The 25,894-nt window shown below is 71.2% G+C and carries 29 protein-coding genes and 1 tRNA gene; 11 read left to right on the top strand and 19 right to left on the bottom strand.

Features of this window, described 5'->3' with window-relative positions; genetic code table 11:
• The first annotated feature begins 6 nt into the window (after nt 1–6).
• From ACH4G3_RS13990 to ACH4G3_RS14020, 7 genes are all read left to right on the top strand, one after another.
• Nucleotides 7–879 (top strand): DUF2797 domain-containing protein, encoded by an 873-nt coding sequence (locus tag ACH4G3_RS13990; protein ID WP_397624663.1) that lies wholly within the window; start codon nt 7–9, stop codon nt 877–879.
• Nucleotides 880–1,097: 218 nt separating this feature from the next.
• Nucleotides 1,098–1,838, top strand: a complete 741-nt coding sequence (locus ACH4G3_RS13995) for a response regulator transcription factor (RefSeq protein ID WP_397624664.1) — start codon at nt 1,098–1,100, stop codon at nt 1,836–1,838.
• Nucleotides 1,835–3,475 carry a sensor histidine kinase gene (locus ACH4G3_RS14000; RefSeq protein ID WP_397624665.1) on the top strand — a complete coding sequence of 547 codons (1,641 nt, stop codon included), beginning with the start codon at nt 1,835–1,837 and terminating at the stop codon, nt 3,473–3,475. Before ACH4G3_RS13995 ends, ACH4G3_RS14000 begins: the two co-directional genes overlap by 4 nt.
• Before the next feature lie 14 nt (nt 3,476–3,489).
• Nucleotides 3,490–4,944, top strand: a complete 1,455-nt coding sequence (locus tag ACH4G3_RS14005) for a bifunctional glycosyltransferase family 2/GtrA family protein (RefSeq protein WP_397624666.1) — start codon at nt 3,490–3,492, stop codon at nt 4,942–4,944.
• Entirely contained in the window at nt 4,941–7,142 is a 2,202-nt protein-coding gene (locus tag ACH4G3_RS14010) for an ArnT family glycosyltransferase (protein ID WP_397624667.1), read from the top strand. The genes ACH4G3_RS14005 and ACH4G3_RS14010 overlap by 4 nt, the downstream gene beginning before the upstream one ends.
• Before the next feature lie 116 nt (nt 7,143–7,258).
• Complete coding sequence (locus tag ACH4G3_RS14015) at nt 7,259–8,755, top strand: MFS transporter (protein ID WP_397624668.1); 1,497 nt, start codon at nt 7,259–7,261, stop codon at nt 8,753–8,755.
• Nucleotides 8,756–8,900: 145 nt separating this feature from the next.
• Nucleotides 8,901–9,668 (top strand): TetR/AcrR family transcriptional regulator, encoded by a 768-nt coding sequence (locus ACH4G3_RS14020; RefSeq protein ID WP_397624669.1) that lies wholly within the window; start codon nt 8,901–8,903, stop codon nt 9,666–9,668.
• A 14-nt stretch (nt 9,669–9,682) separates the two neighbouring features.
• Here the strand turns inward: ACH4G3_RS14020 and ACH4G3_RS14025 are convergent, their stop codons facing one another.
• Both ACH4G3_RS14025 and ACH4G3_RS14030 read right to left on the bottom strand, forming a co-directional pair.
• Nucleotides 9,683–10,153, bottom strand: coding sequence for a PPOX class F420-dependent oxidoreductase (locus tag ACH4G3_RS14025; protein WP_397624670.1), 471 nt, complete (start codon nt 10,151–10,153; stop codon nt 9,683–9,685).
• Nucleotides 10,154–10,163: 10 nt separating this feature from the next.
• Nucleotides 10,164–10,457, bottom strand: coding sequence for an STAS domain-containing protein (locus tag ACH4G3_RS14030; RefSeq protein WP_307176174.1), 294 nt, complete (start codon nt 10,455–10,457; stop codon nt 10,164–10,166).
• Between the two features lie 276 nt (nt 10,458–10,733).
• Here ACH4G3_RS14030 and ACH4G3_RS14035 point away from each other — a divergent pair, with 276 nt between their 5' ends.
• Nucleotides 10,734–11,456, top strand: coding sequence for an ANTAR domain-containing protein (locus tag ACH4G3_RS14035; RefSeq protein ID WP_397624671.1), 723 nt, complete (start codon nt 10,734–10,736; stop codon nt 11,454–11,456).
• Between the two features lie 57 nt (nt 11,457–11,513).
• Entirely contained in the window at nt 11,514–12,215 is a 702-nt protein-coding gene (locus ACH4G3_RS14040) for a GAF and ANTAR domain-containing protein (RefSeq protein WP_397624672.1), read from the top strand.
• Here the strand turns inward: ACH4G3_RS14040 and ACH4G3_RS14045 are convergent.
• The 3 genes from ACH4G3_RS14045 to ACH4G3_RS14055 form a co-directional block, all read right to left on the bottom strand.
• Nucleotides 12,198–13,019 carry a YceI family protein gene (locus tag ACH4G3_RS14045; RefSeq protein WP_397624673.1) on the bottom strand — a complete coding sequence of 274 codons (822 nt, stop codon included), beginning with the start codon at nt 13,017–13,019 and terminating at the stop codon, nt 12,198–12,200. The two genes, ACH4G3_RS14040 and ACH4G3_RS14045, sit on opposite strands and share 18 nt — an antisense overlap.
• Nucleotides 13,020–13,121: 102 nt before the next feature.
• A complete protein-coding gene (locus ACH4G3_RS14050) occupies nt 13,122–15,668 on the bottom strand; it encodes an MFS transporter (RefSeq protein WP_397624674.1) in 2,547 nt (848 codons plus the stop codon).
• Nucleotides 15,669–15,681: 13 nt separating this feature from the next.
• On the bottom strand, nt 15,682–16,170 hold the full coding sequence (locus ACH4G3_RS14055; RefSeq protein WP_397624675.1) for a MarR family winged helix-turn-helix transcriptional regulator: 489 nt from the start codon (nt 16,168–16,170) through the stop codon (nt 15,682–15,684).
• Nucleotides 16,171–16,385: 215 nt separating this feature from the next.
• Between ACH4G3_RS14055 and ACH4G3_RS14060 the strand changes: the two genes are divergently transcribed.
• A complete protein-coding gene (locus ACH4G3_RS14060; RefSeq protein WP_397624676.1) occupies nt 16,386–16,583 on the top strand; it encodes a hypothetical protein in 198 nt (65 codons plus the stop codon).
• 367 nt (nt 16,584–16,950) lie between these two features.
• Here ACH4G3_RS14060 and ACH4G3_RS14065 read toward each other — a convergent pair whose 3' ends face one another.
• From ACH4G3_RS14065 to ACH4G3_RS14100, 8 genes are all read right to left on the bottom strand, one after another.
• Nucleotides 16,951–17,856 carry an RNA polymerase sigma factor SigF gene (locus tag ACH4G3_RS14065; RefSeq protein ID WP_243380166.1) on the bottom strand — a complete coding sequence of 302 codons (906 nt, stop codon included), beginning with the start codon at nt 17,854–17,856 and terminating at the stop codon, nt 16,951–16,953.
• Between the two features lie 268 nt (nt 17,857–18,124).
• On the bottom strand, nt 18,125–18,970 hold the full coding sequence (locus tag ACH4G3_RS14070; RefSeq protein ID WP_397624677.1) for an RNA polymerase sigma factor SigF: 846 nt from the start codon (nt 18,968–18,970) through the stop codon (nt 18,125–18,127).
• 224 nt (nt 18,971–19,194) lie between these two features.
• On the bottom strand, nt 19,195–19,488 hold the full coding sequence (locus ACH4G3_RS14075; protein WP_397624678.1) for a Dabb family protein: 294 nt from the start codon (nt 19,486–19,488) through the stop codon (nt 19,195–19,197).
• Entirely contained in the window at nt 19,488–19,664 is a 177-nt protein-coding gene (locus ACH4G3_RS14080; RefSeq protein WP_397624679.1) for a hypothetical protein, read from the bottom strand. Before ACH4G3_RS14080 ends, ACH4G3_RS14075 begins: the two co-directional genes overlap by 1 nt.
• 116 nt (nt 19,665–19,780) lie before the next feature.
• A tRNA-Ser gene (locus tag ACH4G3_RS14085) sits at nt 19,781–19,865 on the bottom strand.
• A 45-nt stretch (nt 19,866–19,910) separates the two neighbouring features.
• Complete coding sequence (tadA, locus tag ACH4G3_RS14090) at nt 19,911–20,342, bottom strand: tRNA adenosine(34) deaminase TadA (protein WP_354747243.1); 432 nt, start codon at nt 20,340–20,342, stop codon at nt 19,911–19,913.
• Between the two features lie 56 nt (nt 20,343–20,398).
• On the bottom strand, nt 20,399–20,935 hold the full coding sequence (locus ACH4G3_RS14095; protein ID WP_354747412.1) for a tRNA adenosine deaminase-associated protein: 537 nt from the start codon (nt 20,933–20,935) through the stop codon (nt 20,399–20,401).
• A gap of 275 nt (nt 20,936–21,210) precedes the next feature.
• Complete coding sequence (locus ACH4G3_RS14100; RefSeq protein ID WP_397624680.1) at nt 21,211–21,465, bottom strand: hypothetical protein; 255 nt, start codon at nt 21,463–21,465, stop codon at nt 21,211–21,213.
• Between the two features lie 132 nt (nt 21,466–21,597).
• Between ACH4G3_RS14100 and upp the strand changes: the two genes are divergently transcribed.
• Nucleotides 21,598–22,233 carry a uracil phosphoribosyltransferase gene (upp, locus tag ACH4G3_RS14105; protein ID WP_037671908.1) on the top strand — a complete coding sequence of 212 codons (636 nt, stop codon included), beginning with the start codon at nt 21,598–21,600 and terminating at the stop codon, nt 22,231–22,233.
• A gap of 15 nt (nt 22,234–22,248) precedes the next feature.
• On the opposite strand, the gene ACH4G3_RS14110 is transcribed toward upp, so the two are convergent.
• From ACH4G3_RS14110 to ACH4G3_RS14135, 6 genes are all read right to left on the bottom strand, one after another.
• The gene (locus ACH4G3_RS14110) at nt 22,249–22,863 is read right to left on the bottom strand and encodes a LytR C-terminal domain-containing protein (protein ID WP_397624765.1); all 615 of its coding nucleotides are present in this window, start codon (nt 22,861–22,863) and stop codon (nt 22,249–22,251) included.
• A 121-nt stretch (nt 22,864–22,984) separates the two neighbouring features.
• Entirely contained in the window at nt 22,985–23,281 is a 297-nt protein-coding gene (locus ACH4G3_RS14115) for a type II toxin-antitoxin system VapB family antitoxin (protein ID WP_003991361.1), read from the bottom strand.
• A gap of 338 nt (nt 23,282–23,619) precedes the next feature.
• Nucleotides 23,620–23,772, bottom strand: a complete 153-nt coding sequence (locus tag ACH4G3_RS14120) for a hypothetical protein (RefSeq protein ID WP_397624681.1) — start codon at nt 23,770–23,772, stop codon at nt 23,620–23,622.
• Nucleotides 23,773–23,841: 69 nt separating this feature from the next.
• Nucleotides 23,842–24,216 carry a hypothetical protein gene (locus ACH4G3_RS14125; RefSeq protein ID WP_397624682.1) on the bottom strand — a complete coding sequence of 125 codons (375 nt, stop codon included), beginning with the start codon at nt 24,214–24,216 and terminating at the stop codon, nt 23,842–23,844.
• 255 nt (nt 24,217–24,471) lie between these two features.
• Nucleotides 24,472–25,065: an HhH-GPD-type base excision DNA repair protein gene (locus ACH4G3_RS14130; RefSeq protein WP_397624683.1), complete on the bottom strand. Its 594-nt coding sequence runs from the start codon at nt 25,063–25,065 to the stop codon at nt 24,472–24,474.
• Nucleotides 25,066–25,122: 57 nt separating this feature from the next.
• Complete coding sequence (locus ACH4G3_RS14135) at nt 25,123–25,845, bottom strand: siderophore-interacting protein (RefSeq protein ID WP_397624684.1); 723 nt, start codon at nt 25,843–25,845, stop codon at nt 25,123–25,125.
• Nucleotides 25,846–25,894: the final 49 nt, after the last annotated feature.

Here is a 25,894-nt window from a genome sequence, read left to right on the forward strand (position 1 = left end):
GCAGAGATGGCACAGGCATGGAGGTGCTCGGGGCTGCGGTGGTCCGCCGGCGGTCCCGTGCTGGTGTGGGACGGCGGCCGGCGCAGTGCGCTGACCTGGGGGAAACGGGTCGCCTTCGGGGTCGCGGAGGGGGGCGTGCGGACATGCGTGGGGGCTCGGGGACATGCCTGTCCGACGAGGGCGGCCGTGTCGGCGCGGAGTACGGGGGCTCGGTGCGAGGAGTGTGCGCGGCTGGACCGGGCGCACTCCGTGGCCGCCGACACGATCGCGGACGATCCGCGGCCGTATCGCGTGTATCTGGCGTGGTTCGGGCCCGGCATGGTCAAGGTCGGGATCACGGCGGAGGAGCGGGGCTCCGCGCGGCTGCTCGAGCAGGGGGCCGTGTGCTTCAGCTGGCTCGGAGTCGGGCCGCTCATGGCCGCGCGGCGTACGGAGGAGTTGTTGCGGGCCGCGTTGGGGGTGCCCGACCGGATTCCATACGCCGGGAAGCGGGCCGTGCGGGCCGTGTTGCCGGAGGCGGCGGCTGACCGGGCCGTCGAGGTCGCCGAGTTGCACGCGCGGGCGGTCGCACTCGGCGGGTGGCCGGAGTCGCTCGTGCGGGAGCCCCTGCGCGTTGTCGACCACGTGGAGGTGTTCGGTCTCACCGGGCTGCCCGGCGCCGTCGGGGAGGTGGGCGAGCTCGTCGCCGGTGGGGTCGTGAGCGGGGAGCTCGTGGCTGCTGCCGGGCCCGATCTGCATCTGGCGACCGCGGGTGGGGCCGTCGTGCTGGATACGCGGCTGATGAGCGGGTGGGAGCTGGTGCCCGCCGGGGGTGCGGAACTGACCGTGCCGGTGCGGGAGTTCAAGGAGGAGGCCGGGGTGCAGGACGGGTTGTTCTGACTCACCTGCTGATGAATCCCGCCCGCGGATGATCGTCCGCTGTGCCGCCGCCCAGCGGATCCACAGCTTCCCCCTCCCGTCTCACAGTCCCCCCCACAGACCCCACCCACCCGACCCCGGCATTCCCAGGCATTCCCTGAGAAGCGCCTGTGTGTTTCTCAGGGAAATCACAGGTTGCCGAAAGGGCGCTCTCAGAGCACACCGACATCGTGTTCACCATGACCACGACCTCGCCCCAGGGGCGCACCGAACTGCTCAGGCCGGACGGGAGCCCCGTCCGAGTGCTTGTGGTGGACGACGAGATGTCGATCACCGAGCTGCTGTCCATGGCCCTGCGCTACGAGGGCTGGCAGATCAGGAGCGCGGGAGACGGCCAGGGCGCCCTCCAGGCCGCGCGCGACTTCAGGCCCGACGCCGTCGTGCTCGACATGATGCTGCCCGACATGGACGGGCTGGCCGTGCTCGGGCGGCTGCGCCGTGAAGTGCCCGACGTGCCGGTTCTCTTCCTCACCGCCAAGGACGCCGTCGAGGACCGGATCGCCGGGCTGACGGCCGGCGGGGACGACTACGTCACCAAGCCGTTCAGCCTGGAAGAGGTCGTCGCGCGGCTGCGCGGGCTGATACGGCGGTCCGGTGCCGCCGACCGGCGCTCCGATTCCATGCTGGTCGTCGGCGACCTCACCCTCGACGAGGACAGTCACGAGGTGACCCGGGCCGGTGAGCACATCCACCTGACCGCGACCGAGTTCGAGCTGCTGCGGTTCCTGATGCGCAATCCGCGGCGCGTGCTCAGCAAGGCGCAGATCCTCGACCGCGTGTGGTCGTACGACTTCGGCGGGCAGGCCAACGTCGTCGAGCTGTACATCTCGTATCTGCGGCGGAAGATCGACGTGGGGCGGGAGCCGATGATCCACACCCGGCGTGGTGCCGGTTACCTGATCAAGCCCGCGGCCTCATGAGCGGGCGGCGACGGCCGGATACGCAGCACAGGACAGGCAGGCTGTCGCGCGCGGGCAAGCCGCGCACGCTGCGGACACGGCTCGTCGTCGCGTCCGTGGTGCTGATCGCCGTGGTGTGTGCGGTGATCGGGACGGTGACGACGCTCGCCCTCAGGTCGCATCTGTACGAACAGTTGAACGGGCAGGTCGAGGACGCCGGCAAGCGTCTGTCGGGGCCCATGAAACCCGGGGGCGAAAAGGACTCCGACTCGATCGACAGAATCACCGGCTTCGTCAGGGGACCGGCCCAGCCGGGGACCATCGCCGCCGAGGTCGGTGCCGACGGCACGGTCACCCGGGCGGCCATCGCCGAGCAGGCCGCCGACGAGATCGGCCCCTTCCAGCGGAATGCGGCCGTCAGCCTCACCGCGGAGCAGAAGGCCGCCCTCGCCGAGGTGCCGACCAGTGGAATGCACACCGTCGACCTTCCCGGACTCGGCGAGTACCGGGTGCAGTACGTCCTCGGGGCCGACGGAGGCAGCTACTACGTCGCCCTGCCCACCGAGTCGGTCACCACCACGATCAACACCCTCATCATCGTCGAGGTGAGCGTCACCGGGGCCGGCCTGGTCGCCGCCGCCATCGCCGGTTCGGTCCTCATCGGCGTCGCCACCCGCCCCCTCCGCCGCGTCGCCGCCACCGCCACCCGGGTCTCCGAACTCCCCCTGCACACCGGCGAGGTGAACCTCAGCGAGCGGGTCCCCGACTCCGAGACCGATCCGCACACCGAGGTCGGCCAGGTCGGTGCCGCGCTCAACCGGATGCTCGATCACGTCCACGGCGCCCTGCACGCACGGCAGCAGAGCGAGACGCGGGTCAGGCAGTTCGTCGCCGACGCCAGTCACGAGCTGCGGACTCCGCTCGCCTCCATTCGCGGGTACGCCGAGCTGACCAGGCGCGGAAGAGAGGACGTCGGCCCCGACACCCGGCACGCGCTCGGGCGGATCGAGTCCGAGGCCGGGCGCATGTCGCTGCTCGTCGAGGACCTGCTGCTGCTCGCCCGGCTCGATGCCGGGCGGCCCCTCCGGTTCGAGCAGACCGACCTCGTACCGCTCGTCGTGGACACCGTCAGCGACGCCCGCGCGGCCGGCCAGGACCACAACTGGCGTCTCGACCTGCCCGACGAGCCCGCGCTCGTGTCGGCGGACGCGGCCCGGCTGCAACAGGTCCTCGTGAACCTGCTCGGCAACGCCCGCACCCACACCCCGCCCGGCACGACCGTCACCGCCCGCGTCCAGCGGCGCGGCACCTGGCTGTGCGTGGACGTCGAGGACAACGGGCAGGGCATTCCGGCCCAGTTGCTGCCGCACGTCTTCGAACGGTTCGCGCGCGGCGACTCCGCGCGGTCCCGCGCCACCGGCTCGACCGGTCTCGGCCTCGCCATCGTGCAGGCCGTGGCGACCGCGCACGGCGGTGCCGTGACCGTCGACAGCGTGCCCGGGCGGACCGTGTTCACGGTGCACCTGCCCGCGCTGCCGGTCCGGCCGCAGCCGGACATGAGCCGGCAGCAGCACTTCCGCTCGCAGCAGCACTCCCGCTCGCAGCAGCACTCACAGGCACGCCACAGCGTCACCACATGGGCACAACAGGGCGCCTGACGAAAGTCGGTTCCATGCGAACCGACTCTTCTCCCGGCACCCTGCCGGCGCGGGAGCACCTCCCGGCCGCACCAGCCGGTACGCCTGTCCTGGACGTAGTGATCCCCGTCTACAACGAGGAGAAGGACCTCCAGCCGTGCGTCCGCAGACTGCACGAACACCTCGCCCGCACCTTCCCGTACGCGTTCCGCATCACGATCGCGGACAACGCCTCCACGGACACCACCCCGCAGGTGGCGGCACGGCTGGCGGCGGAGATCCCCGAGGTCACCACCTTCCGCCTGGAGCAGAAGGGCCGGGGCCGGGCGCTGCGGGCCGTCTGGTCGGCCTCGGACGCCCCGGTCCTCGCCTACATGGACGTGGACCTGTCCACCGACCTCAACGCCCTGCTCCCGCTGGTGGCGCCGCTGATCTCCGGCCACTCGGACCTCGCGATCGGCTCCCGGCTGGCCCGCAGCTCGCGGGTGGTGCGCGGTCCCAAGCGGGAGCTCATCAGCCGGGCCTACAACCTCATCCTGCGCGGCTCGCTCCAGGCCCGCTTCTCGGACGCCCAGTGCGGGTTCAAGGCGATCCGCCGTGAGGTGGCGCAGGTGCTGCTGCCCCTGATCGAGGACACCGGCTGGTTCTTCGACACCGAGATGCTGGTGCTCGCCGAGCGCGCGGGCCTCAGGATCCACGAGGTGCCGGTCGACTGGGTCGACGATCCCGACTCGACCGTGCACATCGTCCGGACCGCGACCGACGACCTCAAGGGTGTGTGGCGGGTCGGCAGGGCCCTGGCCACCGGTTCGCTGCCGCTGGACCGGCTCGCCCGGCCGTTCGGCGACGACCCGCGCGACCGTGAGATCCAGGACGTACCGCGGGGCCTCGCCCGCCAGTTGGTCGGCTTCTGCGTGGTCGGCGGCCTCTCCACCCTCTTCTATCTGCTCCTCTACAGCGGCTTCCGCGTCTTCACCGGCTCCCAGTTCGCCAACGCCCTCGCCCTGCTGGTCTCGGCGGTCGCCAACACCGCCGCGAACCGGCGGCTCACCTTCGGGGTGCGCGGGCGCGGCGGGGCCGTACGGCACCAGGCGCAGGGCCTGGTCGTCTTCAGCATCGGGCTGGCCCTGACCAGCGGCTCGCTCGCCGCACTGAACGCGGCCACGTCCGAGCCCGCGCACTCCACCGAGCTGGCGGTCCTCATCGCCGCCAACCTCGCGGCGACCGTGCTGCGCTTCCTGCTCTTCCGGGCGTGGGTGTTCCCGGACCGGCAGGACTGCGAGACGACGGTGGTCGCCTCGTACCCCGCCGACCGGTTCCGCGCCGGTGAAGCCGCGGACGGCACCTGGCAGGAGGGCACCTGGCGGGACGCCCCCCGGCAGGACATCACCCGGCAGGACACCACCCGGCGCGACACCACCCGGCAGGACACCACCGTGCAACTGCTGCCGGTGCGCCCCCACGACACCGATGCGAGGGACTTCCGATGACCGTCCACTACGACCAGCAGATCACCGACGGAGACCGGAGTCCCGGCACCTGGACCAGCCGCGCTCCTGCCTCCGCACCGGCCCCCGACGCCGGTGAGCCCAAGCGGCCCCTGCCGCAACGGCTGTGGCGGGGCCGGCCCGAGGACCCACGCTGGGCCCGCCCGGCCTTCCTCGCCCTGCTGCTGGCGACCGCGGTGCTCTACCTCTGCAACCTGAGCGCCTCCGGCTACGCCAACTCCTTCTACTCGGCGGCCGTCCAGGCCGGCAGCCAGTCCTGGAAGGCCTTCTTCTTCGGCTCGCTGGACGCCGCCAACGCCATCACCGTCGACAAGCCCCCGGCCGCGCTGTGGCCGATGGCCCTGTCCGTGCGGCTGTTCGGCCTCAGCTCCTGGGCGATCCTGGTCCCCGAGGTGCTCATGGCCGTCGGCACGGTGGCCGTCGTCCACGCCGCCGTACGCCGCCGGTTCAGCCCCGCGGCCGGTCTGATCGCGGGCGCGGTGCTGGCACTCACCCCCGTCGCGGCGCTGATGTTCCGCTTCAACAACCCGGACGCGATGCTGGCCCTGCTGATGGCGCTGGCCTGCTACTTCGTCCTCCGGGCCCTGGAGGACGGCCGTACGAAGTGGCTGGTGTGGGCCGGTGTGGCCATCGGCTTCGCGTTCCTCGCCAAGACCCTCCAGGCCTTCCTGATCCTGCCGCCGCTGGCGCTCGTCTACGCGGTGTGCGCGCCGGTGTCGGTGAGGAAGCGCCTCGGGCAACTGGCCCTGGCCACGGTCGCGCTGGTCGTCTCCGGCGGCTGGTGGGTCGCGATCGTCGAGCTGTGGCCCGCGTCCTCCCGCCCGTACATCGGCGGCTCGCAGAACAACAGCTTCCTGGAACTGACCTTCGGCTACAACGGCCTGGGCCGCCTCAACGGCGACGAGACCGGCAGCGTCGGAGGCGGCGGTGGCGGCGGCAACGGCGGTGGCAACTGGGGCGAGACCGGCTGGGACCGCCTGTTCGGCTCCAGCATCGGGGGCCAGATCTCCTGGCTGATCCCGGCCGCGCTGATCCTGCTGGTCGCGGGCCTGGTGGCCACGCGGAAGGCACGGCGTACGTCGGTGACGCGCGGTGCGTTCCTCGTCTGGGGCGGCGCGCTGCTCACGACCATGCTGGTCTTCAGCTACATGCAGGGCATCTTCCACGAGTACTACACGGTGGCGCTCGCCCCCTACATCGCGCCGCTGATCGGCATGGGCTCGGTGCTGCTGTGGGAGAAGCGCGACAAGGTCTGGGCGTCGCTGACCCTGGCGGCGGCGATGACGGCGACCGCGGCCTGGGGCTATGTCCTGCTCAACCGCTCCTCCGACTACCTGCCCTGGCTGAAGTGGCTCGTCCTGGTCGGCGGCCTGACGGCGGCCCTCGGCCTCATCTTCGCCGGCCGGCTGGGGCGCGGACTGGCCCTGGGAGCGGCCGGGCTGGGCCTGGTCGCGGCGCTGGCCGGTCCGGCGGCGTACACGCTCACCACGGTGAACGAGGGGCACACGGGCTCGATCGTCACGGCGGGCCCGGCGGTCGCGGGCGGCCGGGGCGGTCCGGGCGGAGGCGGTCCCGGCGGTGGCGGCTTCCCGGGTGGCGGCTTCCCGGGCGCCGGCCAGAACCAGCAGAACGGCAACGGCAACACCCAGGGCGGGCAGGGCAACGGCTTCCCCGGCGGCGGTTTCCCGGGCGGCGGCCAGAACCAGCAGGGCCAGAACCAGCAAGGCCAGAACCAGCAGGGCCAGAACACCACCCCCGGAGGCCGGACCGGTGACGGCGGCCGCATGGGCGGCGGTGGCGGCATCGGCGGGCTGCTCAACGGCGCCAGCGTCGGCTCCGAGGCCAAGAAGCTGCTGAAGACCGACGCCGGCCAGTACACCTGGGCCGCGGCGGCCATCGGCGCCCAGAACGCCGCGAGTTACCAGCTGTCCACCGGCGAGCCGGTGATGGCCATCGGCGGCTTCAACGGCACGGACCCGTCCCCGACCCTGGCCCAGTTCAAGGAGTACGTGGCGGACGGAAAGATCCACTACTTCATCGCGTCCGGCGCGGGCGGGGGCATGCGCGGCGGCAGCGACGGCACGTCCTCCCAGATCACCTCCTGGGTCGAGGCCAACTTCAAGAAGGTCACGGTCGGTTCGGCCACCTTCTACGACCTCACGCAGAAGGCGAGCAACTGACAGTCCCTGACCGGGAGAAGGGCGGTGGCCGAAAGCCACCGCCCTTCTCCATGCCCGGCAGGCGGAGCCGGGTACTCGGTTGTACGGCGTATGGGAATTATTCTACGGTGTACAGCATGACGACATCCCCCCAGGAAGAGGCCCCGCCGCAGACGGCGCCAGGCGGCCACCCCCAGCGCTGGCTGATCCTCGGTGTCATCTGCCTCGCGCAGCTCACCGTGCTGCTCGACAACACGATCCTGAACGTGGCGATCCCCTCGCTCACCCGCGAGCTGGACGCGACGACCGCCGACGTCCAGTGGATGATGAACGCCTACTCACTGGTGCAGTCCGGTCTGCTGCTCACGGCGGGCAACGCCGCCGACCGCTACGGCCGCAAGCTGCTGCTGATGGCGGGGCTGACGATCTTCGGCCTGGGCTCGCTGGCGGCCGGGCTGTCCCAGAGCCCTGCCCAGCTGATCGCGGCCCGCGCCGGCATGGGCGTCGGCGGCGCGCTGCTGATGACCACGATCCTCGCCGTTGTCGTGCAGATTTTCGACGACAAGGAGCGGGTCAAGGCCATCGCGCTGTGGTCCACGGTCAGTTCGCTCGGTTTCGCGGCCGGGCCGCTGATCGGCGGAGTGATGCTGAACCACTTCTCGTGGGGCGCGATCTTCCTGATCAACATCCCGGTCGCCGCGATCGGCCTGATCGCGGTCGCCGCCCTCGTGCCGGAGTCCAGGCACAAGGCGGGCGACCGTCCCGACCTGGTCGGCGCGGTGCTGTCGACCATCGGCATGACGTCCGTCGTGTACGCGATCATCACCGGCCCCGAGCACGGCTGGACGTCCGGGCAAGTGCTGGTCTCCGCGCTGATCGGCGTGGCCGTACTCGGGCTCTTCGTGCTGTGGGAGCTGCGGACCGAGCACCCCATGCTCGACATGCACTTCTTCCGCAACCAGAAGTTCGTCGGCGCGGTCGCGGGCGCGATCCTCGTGGCGTTCGGCATGACGGGCTCGCTGTTCCTGCTCACCCAGCATCTGCAGTTCGTGCTCGGCTACGAGCCGCTGGACGCCGGGCTGCGGACGGCGCCGCTGGCGTTGACCGTGGTCGCGCTCAACTTCACCGGGCTCGGCGCGAAGCTGGTGCTCAAGGCCGGTACGCCGGCGGCCATCGCGCTCGGTATGACCCTGGTGTCGGCCGGGCTGGCGGCGATCGCGCTGCTCGGCGGGCACGGGTACGGCGGGACGCTGCTCGGCCTGGTCGTGATGGGGGCGGGTGTGGCGTTGTCCATGCCGGCGATGGCCAACGCGATCATGGGCGCGATACCGCCGGAGAAGGCGGGTGTGGGAGCGGGGATCAACGGAACGCTCGCGGAGTTCGGCAACGGCCTCGGTGTGGCGGTCCTCGGTGCGGTGCTCAATTCGCGGTTCGCGTCGTTGGTCGCCGTGTCGGCGGCGTCGTTGCCGGCGGCGTTGGCGGCGGCGGACAGTGCGGAAGAGAAGGCTCGTATTTCTGACGCGTTCGCGTCCGGGTTGGAGACCAGTCAGCTGGTCGGGGCTGTGGCTGTGCTGGCCGGTGGTCTGGTCGCGGCGGCGTTGCTGCGGCGGGCCGAGCGGGCAGAATCTGCCTAGGAGATCGGTCCTTGTCCTTGTCCGGCGGGTGCGGGTTCGTTGTGGCTGGGCGCGCCCACGCGGCGGAGCCGCATATCGGCACTGCCCCGCGCCCCCGCAGGGACGCCTAGCATGATCGGCGTTGGCAAGTTGAGGAAGGTGCGCCATGGCGAAGGCGTCCGACAAGGCCGCGCGGACCAGCGTCTGGCTGGACAGCAAAGCGCACCGGCGGCGCGGTGGCTCAGGGCAGCCCTCGGGGCTGGACCGGGCGCGCATCGTCGAGGTCACCGTCCGGCTGCTCGACGCCGAGGGGCTGGCCAGGTTCTCGATGCGGCGGCTGGCCGGTGAGCTGAACGTCACCGCGATGTCCGTCTACTGGTACGTCGACACCAAGGACGACCTCCTCGAACTCGCCCTGGACCAGGTCATGGGCGAGATGCGGCTGCCCGATCCGGACGCCGACGAGGACTGGCGGGACCAGGTGGGGGCGCTCGCCCGGGAGTACCGGACGCTGCTGGTGCGTCACCCCTGGGTGTCCGCGCTGGTCGGCGTCTTCCTCAACATCGGCCCCAACAATCTGGCCTTCTCGCGGACCGTACAGCGCGTGGTGCGCCGGACCGGACTGCCCGCGAGGCGTCTGACGAGCACGATCTCGGCCGTCTTCCAGTTCGTCTACGGCTACGGCACGCTGGAGGGCCATCTCTCCGCCCGGGCCGCGGCCGGCGGCATGACCGTGGACGAGTACTTCCAGCAGGCCCTGAGCACGGTGACCGCGGCCCCGCAGGCCGCGGACGTCATCCAGGAGTCCCAGGAGATCATGGCGGCGCGCGGCGGCGACACCGTCGCCGAGATGCTGGAGCGCGACTTCGAGTTCGCACTGGAACTGCTGATCGCGGGCATCGAGGCGATGGTCGCCCGGGAGCGAGGGGCCTGAGCGGGAGTTCCCCGCTACTCCCCCTCGGCCAGCCGCGCCGGGAACCCGCCGGTCGCCACCGGCCCCCACCGCTCCGGAGTGATGCGGATGATCGACTTGCCCTGCTTGACCATCGCCGCGCGGTACTCGTCCCAGTCGGGGTGCTCCCCGGCGATGTTCCGGTAGTACTCCACGAGCGGTTCGACGGAGTCGGGGGTGTCGAGGACCTCGGCCGTGCCGTCGATCTGGACCCAGGGGCCGTTCCAGTCGTCGCTGAGGACGAGCAGGCTCACCCGGGGGTCCCGCTTGGCGTTGCGGGTCTTGGCCCGCTCCGGGTACGTCGAGACCACGATCCGGCCGGAGTCGTCGACCCCGCAGGTCAGGGGCGAGCCCTGGGGGCCGCCGTCGGACCGCCGGGTCAGCAGGATCGCGTGGTGCCGGGGCCGTACGAAGTCGAGCAACTCGTCGAGGGAGACGCGGGTGTTCGTCGCGATGTTCGGTGCCATGCCAGGCAGCCTACGACGCCATGGCCTCGGCGAGGTTGTCGTACACCGGCACGTCCCGGCGCAGGCCGGTCAGTTCCAGTACGCGGCTCGCGACACCGTCCGGCCGGGCCACCAGACGCATCCGGGCCCCGGGGCGCAGCCGGTGACGCACGTCGTTGATGAGGCGGACGCCCTGGGAGTCCATGAAGCGGGTCGCGGTGAGGTCGAGGACGAGCACCTCCAGCCGGTCACCACGGGCCAGGGTCTCGGACACGATGAGCGGAAGCAGCTGCTCGGCGTTGCCGAAGTCGATCTCAGCGGGCATGGGCACACGGAAGCGGCCGGGCAGGCCTCGGGATTCGGTGGGATTCGGGAGGAAGGTCACAGCACTCACCTGGCAGACGTTCGTCCGGATTCCGGTAAGGCCGCTTCCTGACCCTCGGGCCCATTCCACCACGCCGGGTCGCGGCTGCGGAAGCGCCCGTGGCGGCCGTCGGCCGGACGTCACCTGCACGCAACCGAGCAGCTAGAGTGCTGTCCGTCCTGTGCTCGCAGTCGGGAATGTGCTGCGGAGCTCTCCTGCGCACGGCCTTGGTCGTGCATGCCGAAGAGGTTCGTGGTGGCTGCGTCCGAGTTTCCTGATTTGCCCCGTTTTCCGGTCGGCTTCGAGCTGGCCGAGGCCCTGACGGTGGCGGCTCAGCAGCTGCACGAGACGCCCTCGCCGCACAACACGCTGCGCACAGCGGTGCGGCTGGCCGTGCACATCATGCCCGGGGCCGAGCACGCCGGCGTCTCCGAGATCGAGCGCGGCAACAAGTTCCGCACGCTCGCCTGGACCGACGATGTTGTGCGCTCCGCCGAGTCCCGGCACGGCGGCCGCGAACCGCACGCGCACTGGGAACAGTTGTGGCACAACCCGGTGGCGCGGATAACGGACAGCGAAGCCGGCGACGGCTGGGACGTGTTGTCGGCCCTGGGACTGCGCTCGGCGCTGTCGCTGCGGCTGCGCGCCGACCGCCGCAGGCTGACCGTGCTCACCGCCTACGCGCGCAAACCGGGCGCCTTCGACGAGGACGCGACGCGCATCGGCCGGCTGTTCACCGCGCACGTCAGCATCGCCCTGGACTCCGCCACCGTGCGCGAGCAGCTCACCGAGGCCATGCACACCCGGGACCTGATCGGCCAGGCCACCGGCATCCTCATGGAGCGCCAGGGCATCGACGCGGCCGCGGCCTTCGAGAGCCTGGTGCGGGCCTCCCAGCAGGAGAACGTGAAACTGCGCGATCTGGCCCGCGGAATCGTCGACGCTCACAACTCCACGTGAGTCACTGTGAGTTGGAGCGGGGGCGTTAAGGGACGCCGACGGGATACCCGTACGTTCATGAGTTCCGAGACGTCCGACACGCTGGACCAGGCGATGGTGCGCAGCAGCGGTCTCGACACCCTGCTGCGCGATCTGACCGACCGTGCGGTGCAGGAGGTTCCCGGCGCCGCCGCGTGCAGCATCACGGTGCGCCGCGCCGGCCGGCTGCTCACCCTCGCCGGCAGCGACGGCCTGCCCAACGGCCTTGACCAGCGGCAGTACGAGTACGGCTCGGGCCCCTGCGTCGAGGCCGCCGAGACCGGCGTCGAGCAGTACGCCCCCGACCTGGCCGAGGAGTCCCGCTGGCCGGCGTACACGCGGTACGCGCTGGGGACGGGCGTCCGGAGCGTGCTGGCGGTGCCGCTCGCCGTCGAGGGCGAGACGGGAGCGGCGCTCAACTACTACGGCGAGCGGCCCGGGGTGCTCGGCACCGGCCGGGACAAGGCCCGGACCTTCGCGGCCCGGGCGGGGGACGCGATCGACGTCGCGCTGCGCATCGAGCAGCGGCGCCAGTCGGCGGCCGACGTGCGCACCGCGCTGCTCTCGCGCAGCGTCATCGACCAGGCGATCGGCATCCTCATGGCCCGGGAGCGGATCGACGCCCGGGACGCGCTGGAGCGGCTGCGTCGCGCCTCGCAGCACCGGAACGTCAAGCTCCGCGACCTGTGCGGCCAGTTGGTGGCGAAGGTTTCCGGACCGGCCTCAGACGGCCGGAAGTGACTCGCCCTGCACGGCCTGGATGTCCAGCTCCACCTTGAGCGTGGTGCCGATGGCGGCGATGCCGGCCTGGAGGACCTGGTTGTAGTTCATCGCGAAGTCCTCGCGGTGCAGTTCGGTCGTGGCACGGAACGCCGCCCGGGTGCCGCCCCACGGGTCCGGGCCCGTGCCGAGGTAGGCCAGGTCCAGGTCCACGGCCCGTACGACGCCGTGCATGCCCAGCTCACCGTGCACGGTCCACCGGTCGGACCCGGTCGCCGTGAGCCCCGTCGAACGGTAGGTGATCTCGGGGAACCGCTCGACGTCCAGGAAGTCCGGCGACTTCAGGTGCCCGTCGCGCATGCCGTTGCCGGTGTCGACGGACGCGGCCCGGATCACCGCCTCCACCCGCGACTTGGTGACGTCGTCCGGGGCGATCTCGATCGAGCCGGAGAACTCCGTGAACCGGCCGTGCACGCTGGAGATGCCCAGGTGCTGTGCCACGGCGGCCACGCTGGAGTGCACCGGGTCGACGGTCCACGGCCCCGGCGGCGGCAGCTCGGTGCCGCCCTGCCGTGCCAGCGTCACCGTGCCGACCTCGGCCCGGCCGCTCGCCGTGACGATCACGCTGGAGGCCGCGGGCGCGTAGCCGACGGCGGTGACGATGACGGTGTACGCCCCCGGCTCCAGCGGCGTCGCGTCCCGTACGGCGCCCTCCGCGTCGGCCTCGGCACGCAGCGCCTGCGCACCGGTCATGTCGGCCACGGTGACGACCGCGTGCGACACGGCCCAACCGTCCCGGGTACGGATCCTCGCGGTCAGTCCCATCTCAGCTAACTCCCCTAAAACAGAAACTCGAAAGGAAACCGGCCCGTGGCAGGGGCGCGCCTCCGCTCGGAGCGCGCCCACCGCCACGGGCCGGGGTTTGTCCTACTCGCCGGGGTGGGCGAGTTCGATGTCGTGGGCGTCGGTGCCGCGGCCCGTGACCGTCAGGGCGGTGGCCACCGGCGGGTAGCCCGTGGCGATGACGGTGTACTCGCCGCCGTCCAGGTCGGTGAAGGCGTACGCCCCGTCCGATCCGGTCGTGGCCGAGCCGACGACGTTGCCCGCCTGGTCGACCAGCGTCACCCGGGCGTCGGCCAGCGGGCCGTGCGGGGCGCGGACGACACCCTGGACGCGGGCGCCCGAGTCCAGGTCGATCTCGACCCGGGTGACCCCGGTGCCGCCCACCTCGACGGGCAGGGCGCGCGGCCGGTACCCGGCGGCGTTCACCGCGACGGTCACGGCCCCGGGCACCAGCTCGGCGAAGGAGAACTCGCCCTGCTCACCGGTGGTCCCGGTGGCCAGCAGGTCCCCGCGCACATCGGTCACGATGACCATCGCGTCCTTCACCGGCTGCCCGCCCTCGGCGGCCCGCACCAGGCCGGTCAGCCCGCTGGTGCCGCTGAGCAGGATGTCGTAGGCGACCGGCTCGCCGTTCACCACGACCGTGGACGCCTGCGGCTGGTAGCCGTCGGCGGAGGCGATCAGCACGTACGACCCGGCGCCCGGCGCGTCGAGGGCGTAGGAGCCGTCGGCCTGCGCGACGGACCGGCCCAGCTGACGCCCGGCCAGCGAGATCAGCGTGACGGCGGCCCGCGGCACGGGGGCGCTCTCGTTGCCGCGGACGAAGCCGCGGACCGGCACACCGTTCCCACCGGACGCGGGCTCCTCGGCCCGGGTCGCCGTGGCGACGGCGGCGAGCCGCTGCGTGCCCTCGGGCCCGGTGCCGTCGGCGGTCTCGGTGTCCGCCACGGCCCAGCTCGGCACGGCCTTCTCCGCGGCGGGAGCCTCGGCGGCCGCCTCTGCGGGAGCCTCCGCGCGGGCGTCGGTGTCCGCCGCCTGCGCCAGTCCGCCCTTCGTCTTCAACGGGACCTCCTTGATGAACAGCGACACCAGCAGCGCGAGCAGCGCCAGCGGGGCCGAGTAGAGGAACACGTCCGCGACACCGTGGCCGTAGGCGCTCTCCACGACGGTGCGGATCGGCGCGGGCATCGCATTGAGGTCGGGGATGCCGCCACCGCCCGTGCCGGCGTGGCCGAGGGCCTGGCCCTTGGCGCCGAGGCCGGCGAGGCCGTCCTTGACGTAGTCGGTGATCTTGTTGCCCAGGACCGCGCCCAGCGCCGAGACGCCCACGGCACCGCCCAGGGACCGGAAGAAGGTCACCGTGGAGCTGGCGGCACCCAGGTCGCCCGGCTCCACCTGGTTCTGCGTGCACAGCACCAGGTTCTGCATCATCATGCCGATACCGAGGCCCATCAGCGCCATGAAGATCGCTATGTGCCAGTACTCGGTGTCGTACCGGATCGTGCCCAGCAGGCCGAGGCCCGCGGTCACCAGCACACCGCCGCCGAGCAGCCAGCCCTTCCAGCGTCCGGTCCGGGTGATGACCTGGCCGGAGACGGTGGAGGAGACGAACAGGCCCGCGATCATCGGGATGGTCATGACGCCGGACATCGTCGGCGACTTGTCCCGCGCCAGCTGGAAGTACTGGCTGAAGAACACGGTCCCCGAGAACATCGCGACACCGACGAACAGCGAGGCCACGGAGGCCAGCGTGATCGTGCGGTTGCGGAACAGCCGCAGCGGGATGATCGGCTCGCTCGCCTTGGCTTCGACCAGGACGAACAGCGCCAGCAGCACGACCGAGCCGCCGACCATCGCGTACGTCTGCCACGACAGCCAGTCGTACTTGTCACCGGCGAAGGTCACCCAGACCAGCAGCAGGCAGACGGCCGCGGTGATGAAGAAGGCGCCGGCCCAGTCGACCTTGACCTTCCGCTTCACCACGGGCAGGTGCAGGGTCTTCTGCAGCACGATCAGGGCGATCACGGCGAAGGGCACGCCGACGTAGAAGCACCAGCGCCAGCCGAGCCAGTCCGTGTCGGTGATGACACCACCGACCAGCGGACCGCCGACCATGGCCGTGGCGAAGACGGCACCCAGGTAGCCGTTGTACCGTCCGCGCTCACGCGGCGAGATCATCGCCGCCATGATGATCTGGGCCAGCGCGGACAGACCGCCCATGCCGATGCCCTGGACCGCGCGGAACGTGATGAGCATGCCGGGGTTCTGCGACATGCCGGCCGCCGCCGAACCCAGGACGAAGATCACCAGCGCGAGCTGGATCAGCAGCTTCTTGGAGAACAGGTCGGCGAGCTTGCCCCACAGCGGCGTAGACGCGGTCATCGTCAGCAGGGACGCGGTCACGACCCAGGTGTAGGCGCTCTGGCCGCCGCCGAGGTCGCCGATGATCCGGGGCAGGGCGTTGGAGACGATCGTCGACGACAGGATCGCCACGAACATGCCGAGCAGCAGGCCGGTGAGGGCCTCCATGATCTGCCGGTGCGTCATCGGAGCGCCGCCGCCGGGGGAGCCGTGGGAGCCTCCCCCGTGCTTGGCATGAGCCCGCACACCGGCTGGTGTGGTCGTTGCCATGGGCTTCCTTTTCTTACGTGCTTGCGGGTGTACGGGTGGTCTGTTCGACAGCGGGTGGTGCCGCCCGGGGCGCGGGCCGGCAGTCGAAGCTCTCCCTCAGCCGGGCCATCAGGTCGGTGAGCCGGCCGACGTCCTCGTCGGTCCAGTCGCTGAGGCGCTCGGCGAGGACCTCGGTGGTCCGCCGGGACAGCTCGTCGAGCTGTGCGTGGCCCGCCGGGGTGAGGCGCAGGATCCGGGAGCGCTTGTCCGCGGGGTCGGGGGAGCGTTCGATCCAGCCCCGGTCCACGACGTGCGCGACATGGCGGCTGGTGACCGACATGTCCACCGCGAGCAGCTCCGCGAGCTTGCTCATGCGCATGTCGCCGTGGCGCCCGAGGATGGTCAGTACGGTCGCCGACCCGCCGGGGCAGTCGGCCGGCATGATCCGGCCGAGCTCCCGCTTCACGGCACCGAAGGCACTGAACTGGCGGACCAGCTCTTCGTACTGCGCCCTCTCGGCCATGACACCTCCCGCTTTCGTTGCTTAGGGCAACCATAGGAGCTGTTGGTTGCTACAGGCAAATAAAAGAGGTGTGTTCGGTATAAAAACTTGGCAAAGGCAAGTATTGCGGTAGTAAATGTGCAGGTCGTGAGGCTGGGGGGAAGGGTCGGGTGGGACTGAACGGAATGCCAACCCCCACTTGGGGAGCCCCGGCGTTTTCGCTAGGGTCTCGGGCCATGGCTAACAACCAGGCCCCGCAGGGCAATCACGACCCCGCCGGCAGCACCCAGATGTTCCGCGCGTTCGTCGACGAGGCGCCGCAGGGGCGGCAGGCCGCGCCGACGAGCGGTGGCGGGCCGCGCATCGGTCTCATCCTCGGCGTCGTCGTCGCCGTCGCGGTGATCGCGGCGGTGGCCTGGCTGGCGCTGGCGTAACGCGTACGGCGGGTTTCCGGGCAACGGCGCTGCTGGACTGGCCGTTGCCCGGTGCCGCCGTTTGCGCTGAGGCGCGGGGACCCCCATCGCCCACCCGTGCCGCCCTTGGCGGCACGCATGCCCGCAGCTAAGCGGACCTGCACCCGCCGGACGGCGCAAGGGGACGTGTCGGGGGGTGTCCGCCCGCAGCGGTTGGCGCGTCAACGCCAGTCAGTCGGTGTGTGACCCCATCGCGCCGTTCCGAGGACGGACACCCCCCGACGCGGCCCCGACCCACCACCGGCGAGCAGGCGCTACGCGCACCCCACCGCACCCGCACAGGCCGCCGCAGGCACAGACCGCCCCAGGCACCCCGCTACCCGCAGCGTCAGTCCGAGATCAGACCTTCCCGCAGCTGCGCCAACGTCCGCGTCAGCAGCCGCGAGACGTGCATCTGCGAGATGCCGACCTCCTCGCCGATCTGCGACTGGGTCATGTTCGCGAAGAACCGCAGCATGATGATCCGCCGCTCACGAGGCGGCAGTTTGGCCAGCAGCGGCTTCAGCGACTCCCGGTACTCGACGCCCTCCAGGGCGCTGTCCTCGTACCCCAGCCGGTCCGCCAGCGAGCCCTCGCCGCCGTCGTCCTCCGGCGCCGGGGAGTCCAGCGAGGACGCCGTGTACGCGTTCCCCACCGCCAGCCCGTCGACGACGTCCTCCTCGGACACCCCGAGCACGGAGGCGAGTTCGGTGACCGTCGGCGAGCGGTCCAGCTTCTGCGAGAGCTCGTCACTGGCCTTCGTCAGCGCCAGCCGCAGCTCCTGAAGCCGGCGCGGCACCCGCACCGACCACGACGTGTCGCGGAAGAACCGCTTGATCTCGCCCACGACGGTCGGCATCGCGAACGTCGGGAACTCGACGCCCCGTTCGCAGTCGAACCGGTCGATCGCCTTGATCAGCCCGATCGTGCCGACCTGGACGATGTCCTCCATCGGCTCGTTGCGGGAGCGGAACCGCGCCGCCGCGTACCGCACCAGCGGCAGGTTGAGCTCGATCAAGGTGTCGCGGACGTACGCACGCTCGGGGCTGTCCTCGTCGAGCGCGGCCAGCCGCAGGAACAGGGAGCGGGACAGGGTGCGGGTGTCGATGGCCCCCGTGGCCACAAGCGCCGGCGCGGGCTCGGTCGCGAGCTCGGCCGGAACGTCGTCGATGGGGCCGAGTGAGTCGAGAGCATGGGGAGCTGTGTCGCTCTCCGCGAGCGTGAGCACCTTCGAGCTGCCCTGTTCTGCGGACATGCCACCCCCTTTGGGTCGCGGGACGGTCGCGGCGAACGCCCCCGTCTGAGGAACGCAGCCTTCACCTGAATACCGGAGCCGAAGCCCCGGCAAACGCGCTTCCCGCAGAATGTCACATGTCGGCAACACGCTGTAGTGACATGTCGACATCTGAGACGCGAATCCGCCCTGCAAGAAAGGGGTCTGACGCACTGTCGGCGCCGAAGCGTCGGCAACCGCCCTGACCAGCGATTCCCTCGCCCCGGTGACCTCTCGCCAGTGTTTCCGGTTACGCGTCGATCCGGTTCGCGGACCGCAATCGCTGGAAGCTACGCGCGAGTAGCCGCGAGACGTGCATCTGCGAGACGCCGAGTTCCGCACTGATCTGGGACTGCGTGAGATTGCTGTAGTACCGCAGCAGCAGGATCCGCTGCTCCCTTTCGGGCAGTTGCACGAGCAGATGCCGTACGAGGTCCCGGTGCTCCACCCCGTCCAGCGCGGGATCCTCGTAACCGAGCCGGTCCAGCAGCCCCGGCAGTCCGTCGCCCTCCTGTGCGGCCTCCAGCGAGGTCGCGTGGTACGACCGCCCGGCCTCGATGCAGGACAGCACCTCGTCCTCCGTGATGCGCAGCCGCTCGGCGATCTCGGCGGTGGTCGGGGTGCGCCCGAAGGCGGTCGTGAGGTCCTCGGTCGCGCTGTTGACCTGCACCCACAGCTCGTGCAGCCGGCGCGGCACGTGCACCGTACGGACGTTGTCGCGGAAGTAGCGCTTGATCTCGCCGACCACCGTCGGCATCGCGAACGTCGGGAACTGCACACCCCGGTCCGGGTCGAAGCGGTCGATGGCGTTGATGAGCCCGATGGTGCCGACCTGGACGACGTCCTCCATCGGCTCGTTGCGGGAGCGGAAACGGGCGGCCGCGTAGCGCACGAGCGGGAGGTTGGCCTCGATGAGCGCCCCGCGCACCCGGTCGTGCTCCGGTGTCCCCGGCTGGAGCTCCTTGAGCTGACCGAAGAGGACCTGCGTGAGGGCTCGGGTGTCGGCGCCGCGGCTCCGCTGGGGAGCCGGGGCAGCCGGGGGAGCCGGAGGGGCCGGTTCCGCGGGCGGTGCCTGAGGTGCGGTATTGGCCAGCACGGTCAACTCCACCTCGTCATCCGTCAACCCGCCCGTCAGCTCTTCCAGCAAAAGCGGTCATAGCATCACAAGAAATGTGCACTGTGTGCAAGCACCCCATAACTACGTGTTGAGGGATGAAATGCACCATCGATGCACACCAGCACGGACCGGCACCGGGCCGGCAGCGGGCCGACAACGGAAGAGCCCCCCGTCGGAACGACGGGGGGCTCGAAGCGGCGGGCTCAGAACTCGTAGTCGGCGATCACCCATGTGGCGAACTCGCGCCACAGCGCGACACCCGCCTGGTGGTCGGGATGCTCCACGTACCGGCGCAGCGCGTCCGCGTCGTCGAAGGCCGAGTTGATGGCGAAGTCATGGGCGATGGGACGGTCGCTGACGTTCCAGCCGAACTCCCAGAAGCGGATCTCGGGGATCGTGCCGTGGAGGGCGCGGAATGCCTCGACGCCCTTCAGGACCCGCGGGTCGTCGCGCTCGACGCCCTCGTGGAGCTTGAAGAGGACCAGGTGGCGGATCATCACTTTCCTCCGTTGGCGACCCACGTGGCGAAGTCGCCGAGGGCCTGGGCGGCGTCCGATATGCCCTCGAACCCTATCTGGACGTAGTCGGCTGCCTTCTTCGGGTCGGTGATGATCACGTAGAAGACGAAGACCACGAGCAAGTAGACGGCGACCTTCTTCGCGTTCACCGCCATCGCGGCCTCCCCTGTCACTGGTGTCCCATGCAGCGCACATGATCGCACGAAGGGTCCGGCAGGCGAAGGGGCTGATCGCACGAAGGGCCCCGTCTGACGACGGGGCCCTTCTCCAGCGGTAGCGGAGGGATTTGAACCCTCGGTGACTTGCGCCACACTCGCTTTCGAGGCGAGCTCCTTCGGCCGCTCGGACACGCTACCGAGGGAGACCTTACAGCAAGGTGCGGCGTGCTTTGAAATCGGTATTCAGCGGCCGCGGAAGAACTCGGTGAGGACCCGGGCGCACTCCTCGGCGAGCACGCCCTCGATCACCTCGGGCCGGTGGTTGAGCCGCCGGTCGCGGACGAGATCCCAGAGGGAGCCGGCCGCGCCGGCCTTCTCGTCGCGGGCGCCGTAGACGAGCCGGTCGACGCGGGACTGCTGGATCGCGCCCGCGCACATCGTGCAGGGCTCCAGCGTCACCACGAGAGTGCAGCCGGCGAGCCGCCACCGGCCGAGTGCGGCCGCGGCCCGCCGCAGGGCGAGGACCTCCGCGTGGGCCGTCGGGTCACCGCCGGCCTCACGCTCGTTGTGCCCGGCCGCGAGCACGGTGGTGCCGTCCGGGGCCAGTACGACGGCGCCGACGGGGACGTCCCCGCCCCGGACGGCCTCGGCGGCTTCGTCCAGGGCGAGTCGCATCGCGGAGCGCCAGGGGTCCCGCACCGGATCCGGCTGTCGCGGGGTGGTGCGAGCGGTCAGCGGACGGTCTCCAGGGTCTCCGAGGCACCCAGCGCCTCGGCGATCTCCGTGACGGCGTCCGTCGCCAGCGAGCGCAGCTCCTTCTCGCTCACGCCGAGGTCGTCCAGGATCTGGGCGTCGCCGACCGGGCCGTGCGGCACGGCCTCGCCGGTTCCGGCGACCGCGTCGCCGTCGTCGGCCTCGTCGTCGTCGGACTCACCGTCCTCGGTGCCGTCGAGGTCGAGGGCGTCCAGGTCGTCCCCGTCGTCCGGATCGCGTCCGAGCAGCTCGTCGGTGAGCAGGATCTCGCCGTAGCTGCTGCGGGCAGCGGCGGCGGCGTCCGAGACGTAGATGCGCGGGTCCTCCTCGCCGTCCACGCGGACGACTCCGAACCAGGCGTCCTCCTGCTCGATGAGCACGAGCACCGTGTCCTCGTCGGGGGAGGCTTCACGGGCCAGGTCGGCCAGATCCGACAGGGTTTCCACATCGTCGAGCTCTGTGTCGCTCGCTTCCCACCCGTCTTCGGTGCGCGCGAGCAGTGCGGCGAAGTACACCGTGACTCTCCCACTGGTCATAGGCGTGCCGGTTGGGGGTCCCCCCGGCGGAGGTTGCGGGCGGGGAGTGCTCGTCCGAGCCCCACCCACTCGGAATCGTGGCAGAAACAATGCGTTCAGGGGACGTCTTCGGCTCCCTGTGTCCGGCAGTTTTGATCGCACGCTCGTTGCCGCCACCTGCGGATCGTACGCGGCTTTCCCCCGCTGCACGCACGGTCACCCCGGCAACGTCCGCGCGGTTCGTGATCTTCCCCGGGGGTTTCCTCACCCGTTTCCTACCAGCGGAACGTGCGCATGCGCATCGCGTGCCGCAGCCGGGCCACCTTGACGCGGCGCGGCTGGACGCGGTCGCGCAGCTCCCGCGCCTCGGCCAGATCGCGCAGGAACCGGGCGCGCCGCCGGCGGCGCTCGGCGTCGGTCTCGTCCGTCCTCGCGTCCAGCGCGCCGGTCCTGCCGGTCTCGTCGGTCTCCGCGTCCGGCGCGGGCTGTGCGCGCGGCGACGGAACGTCTCGGGAATCCCGGTCGGGCATCAGGCTCACCACCCCCAGTCCGTCCTTCCCACTTTCCCCCGGACGGGCGGTTTGACGCCAGCGAACGGGTGACGGCCGGACGGCGGGCTTGCCGTGCCGCCGGGGTGAGCGGGCCCGGTTACTGTTGTGGACATGCGTCTCCACGTCGTCGACCACCCCCTGGTCGCCCACAAGCTCACCACGCTGCGCGACCAGCGCACCGACTCCGCGACCTTCCGCCGTCTCGCCGACGAGCTGGTCACCCTGCTCGCCTACGAGGCCACGCGCGACGTGCGCACCGAACAGGTCGACATCAAGACGCCGGTGGCCACGACCACGGGCGTCAAGCTGTCCCACCCGCGTCCGCTGGTGGTGCCGATCCTGCGGGCCGGCCTCGGCATGCTGGACGGGATGGTCAGGCTGCTGCCGACGGCCGAGGTGGGCTTCCTCGGCATGATCCGCAACGAGGAGACGCTCCAGGCCTCCACGTACGCCACGCGTATGCCGGAGGACCTGTCGGGCCGTCAGGTGTATGTGCTGGACCCGATGCTCGCCACCGGCGGCACGCTGGTCGCGGCGATCCAGGAGCTGATCCGGCGCGGCGCCGACGACGTGACCGCCGTGGTGCTGCTGGCCGCTCCGGAGGGCGTGGAGGTCATGGAGCGCGAGCTGGCGGGCACCCCGGTGACGGTCGTGACCGCGTCGGTCGACGAGCGCCTGAACGAGCACGGCTACATCGTGCCGGGCCTCGGTGACGCGGGGGACCGGATGTACGGGGCGGCCGAGTAAGCCGTTCGGAGCTGCTCAGCAGCCCTTCTTCGACGACGGCGCCGGCTCGGGCCTGGCCAGCTTGGTCAGGGCCCGGTCGGCGTCCGGCTTCTTCGCCAGCTCCTTGAAGGCGTCGCCGATGACGAGGTCGAGGGCAGCGCCCTTGCGGGCCGCGTCGGTACGCCGTTCGGCGTCCGGGAGCTGGGTGCCGAGCACCGGCAGCGAGGTGTCGAGGGCGGAGGAGGGGCCGAGCAGCACGCCGGGGCCCTTGACCTTCTTGTCGTACTGCTTCGTCGCGTTGCCCACGTCGCCGATCTTGAAGCCGCGCTTCTTCAGCTCGTCGGCGGTCTTCTTCGCCAGGCCGCTGCGGGTGGTGGCGTTGAACACGTTGACCGTGATCGTGCGCGGCTCGGGCAGGGCCCTGGCGCTGGGCGAGGCGCTCGCCTTGGTCCTGGGGGCGCAGTCCGTCCCGCCCGCCGCCGAGGCCTTTCCGCCGCCGCCGGTGAAGACGTCGATGAGTTGCAGCGTGCCCCAGCCGCCCACTCCGAGCACGGCGGCGGAGGCGACGCCCAGCACGACGAGCCTGCCGCGCCGCCGGGGCCGGCGCATCCGCGGGTACTTGTTTCCCTTGATGCGGTATTTGCCGCCCATGCCGGGGGGAGTCAGCATGCTCATGAGCGCAGCGTAGTGCGCCTGAGCGACGATGCCTACTAGATGATCATTCGACGTCGCCCAGCAGAACCCGAAAGGGTCAACCCGTGACCTGCCGGGCTCAGTCGAGCTCGAGCACGCGCGCGTGCAGCACCTGACGCTGCTGGAGCGCCGCCCGCACCGCGCGGTGCAGGCCGTCCTCCAGGTACAGATCGCCCTGCCACTTCACGACGTGCGCGAAGAGGTCGCCGTAGAACGTCGAGTCCTCGGCGAGGAGCGTCTCGAGGTCGAGCTGCTGCTTGGTCGTCACGAGCTGATCGAGGCGGACCGGGCGCGGCGCGACGTCCGCCCACTGCCGGGTGCTGTCCCGGCCGTGGTCGGGGTACGGCCGGCCGTTTCCGATGCGCTTGAAGATCACACGGAAAGCCTACCGGGCAGGACCTTCCGGGCGCAGCCGTGGCGACGGAGTGCGGCCCTGAAAAAAAACCCACAAGGCGGTACGAAACGGGAACGGGGGCGTGAATATGCCGGAGCGTGAGACCGTGCCGGCGGCCGCATGCACCCAGGTGGGCCGACCGGCTCCAGGCCCGCGCCGTCGAGGAGTTCCTGGAGTGGATCACGCGATCCGTGCGCCTGATTCGCCCGAAAGGGGTCGGCGCGGACCGGGTGGGGCATCACGCGCCCGCTCATCGGGCCGTCCCGGCGACCGGGGGCGGCGGAGGCGCTGGTCCGGTCGCCACCGCCACCGCCGCTCGGTCAGCCGCGTTCTCTTTCCTCCGGGCTCTGCTGCCGCTCTCGCGTCTTCGGCCCGGACGGCGGCTGAGGCCGGGGCTGGGACGGCTTGGGGGTGTTGCGGACGGCCTCGGCGCGCAGGAGGGCGCGCAGGACCGCGTACGGGTCTTCGAGCATGGCTGTGTTCCTCGTTCCGTGTTGCTGCGCATGGCTGCGCACGGGCGGACGGACAGGTGTCCGGTCCCGTCAGCAGCGCAGGACCTCGGAACACAGGGGTCGGGGGTCGTGCCGCGGCCCCGGCGGCACGGGCACGGGATGCGGCGCGGTGTACGCGGACCCGGAATCCGGGAGCGGGGTGGGGCGCAGGGGGACGGCGGTGCGACGGGCGCCCCGGGCCGGTGGGCGCAGGGCGGTGTCGAGGACGTCGCACCCGACGGCCGTGCTCTCCGCGGAGACGGCGGCCGTCGGTCCTGCGTGCGCCTCGGCGTGCGCGCCGGGCACGAGCAGGGCGAGCAGCAGGACGAGGACCCGCGGCCACGTGCTCCGACGGGTGGCGCGGGGGGCCGGCCGCGGCGCGGGGTTCAGGAGAGGCGGTTCCCCGCCGTGGGCACGCGGTTTCATCCCACCGGCTGCGAGTTCCGCTCGCTCGGCGTACGACGGCCCTGGTCACGCAGGGCCATGACGTGGGACCCCAAGCCCCAGGGCATCCCGGGCGCGTGCCGGTGGGAAGGGCACCGCTCCGGTCCCCGGGGGGAGCCGCTCGATGGCTCGCTCATGATCCATGCTTGGCCCGTCCGGGAGGCTCCCGCCACCTGGGACGGGCCGCGCGGCTGATGGCCACGGGGCCGGAGGGAGAGGCTGGGCCTCCGCGGTCCGCTACTTGCCCGTCGCCTTCGCGGCCTTGGCCGCTGCCTTCATTTCCTGTTTGTGTGCTCGTACCTTCGCCAGTGACTCGGGGCCGGTGATGTCGGCGACCGAGCGGAAGGACTTGGGTTCGCCGTAGGAGCCCGCCGCCTCTCGCCAGCCCGTCGGCTGCACCCCGAGTTGCTTGCCGAGCAGGGCGAGGAAGATCTGGGCCTTCTGCTTGCCGAAGCCGGGCAGCTCGGCCAGCCGCTTCAGCAGTTCCTTGCCGGTGGTGGTGTCCTTCCAGACGGCCTCGGCGTCACCGTCGTAGTGCTCGACGAGGTACTGGCACAGCTGCTGGATCCGCTTGGCCATGGAGCCCGGGTAGCGGTGCACCGCCGGCTTCTGGGAGAGCAGCGCGGCGAAGGCCTCGGGATCGTGCGCGGCGATCTCGTGCGCGTCCAGGTCGTCCGTGCCGAGCCGCTGGGCGATGGTCGCCGGGCCCTTGAACGCCCACTCCATCGGGATCTGCTGGTCCAGCAGCATGCCGACCAGCGCGGCGAGCGGACTGCGCCCGAGCAGCGCGTCGGCCTCGGGGTCCTGGGCGAGGTGAAGAGTGACGTCCATGCACCGATCATCCCTCGGGGCGGGTCCGGCCGCGTCCGGAGCCCGGCCCGCCCGGGCTCACGTCGCCCGCCAGTAGCCCAGCGCGTGCACCCGCTGCTTGGGCAGGCCCAGTTCCTTGCGGACGTAGGCCGACAGGGCGCGCGTCGTCGTCGTGTCGCAGGCGATCCAGACGTACGGGTCGGGCGTGCCCCGCAGCAGGCCGGGCAGGTCCGCCCTCACCTGCTCGACCAGGTGTGCGCCGGAGTCCTTGCGCGGCACCTTGCGCAGCTCGTGCCGGGCCGGGTCGGTGCGGAACGGCAGATCGTCGTCGCCGCCCTCGAACCAGACGGTGGCCGGGGCGGAACCGAGCGCGTCCAGCAGGGAGTTGATGGCCGGCAGCGAGGCCGGGTCGCCGACGGCGAAGACGTGCGAGGGAGCGGGGTCGGGGTGCTCGAAGCCGGTGCCCTGGACCGTCGCCTCGATGGTGTCGCCCGGCTTAGCCGCCCTGGCCCAGTCGCTGGCGCAGCCCTCGTGCAGGGCGAACTCCAGGCTGAAGGTCCCGGACGCCGGGTCCGGGTCGACCAGGGTGTAGGCCCGCTGGTGGGGCTTGCCCGCGTTGTCGAACCACAGCCGTACCCACATGGTCGGGTGCCCGCCGGCCGCCGCGAGCAGACCGCCGTCGGTGAAGCGCAGTCGCCGGTAGTCCGGGGTGACGTCCTCCGCGTCGGTCACGGTGAACACGAAATCCTTCGCGCGCAGCAGTCTGAGGACCGCGCCCTCCCAACCCCGCCCCTGCCCCATCCCGTATTCACCCTTCGCGTACGATTCCGCCACAGCTCTGACTTAGGCA

Origin of the sequence: Streptomyces afghaniensis, assembly GCF_044327915.1 — a bacterium.
Lineage (GTDB): Bacteria > Actinomycetota > Actinomycetes > Streptomycetales > Streptomycetaceae > Streptomyces > Streptomyces afghaniensis.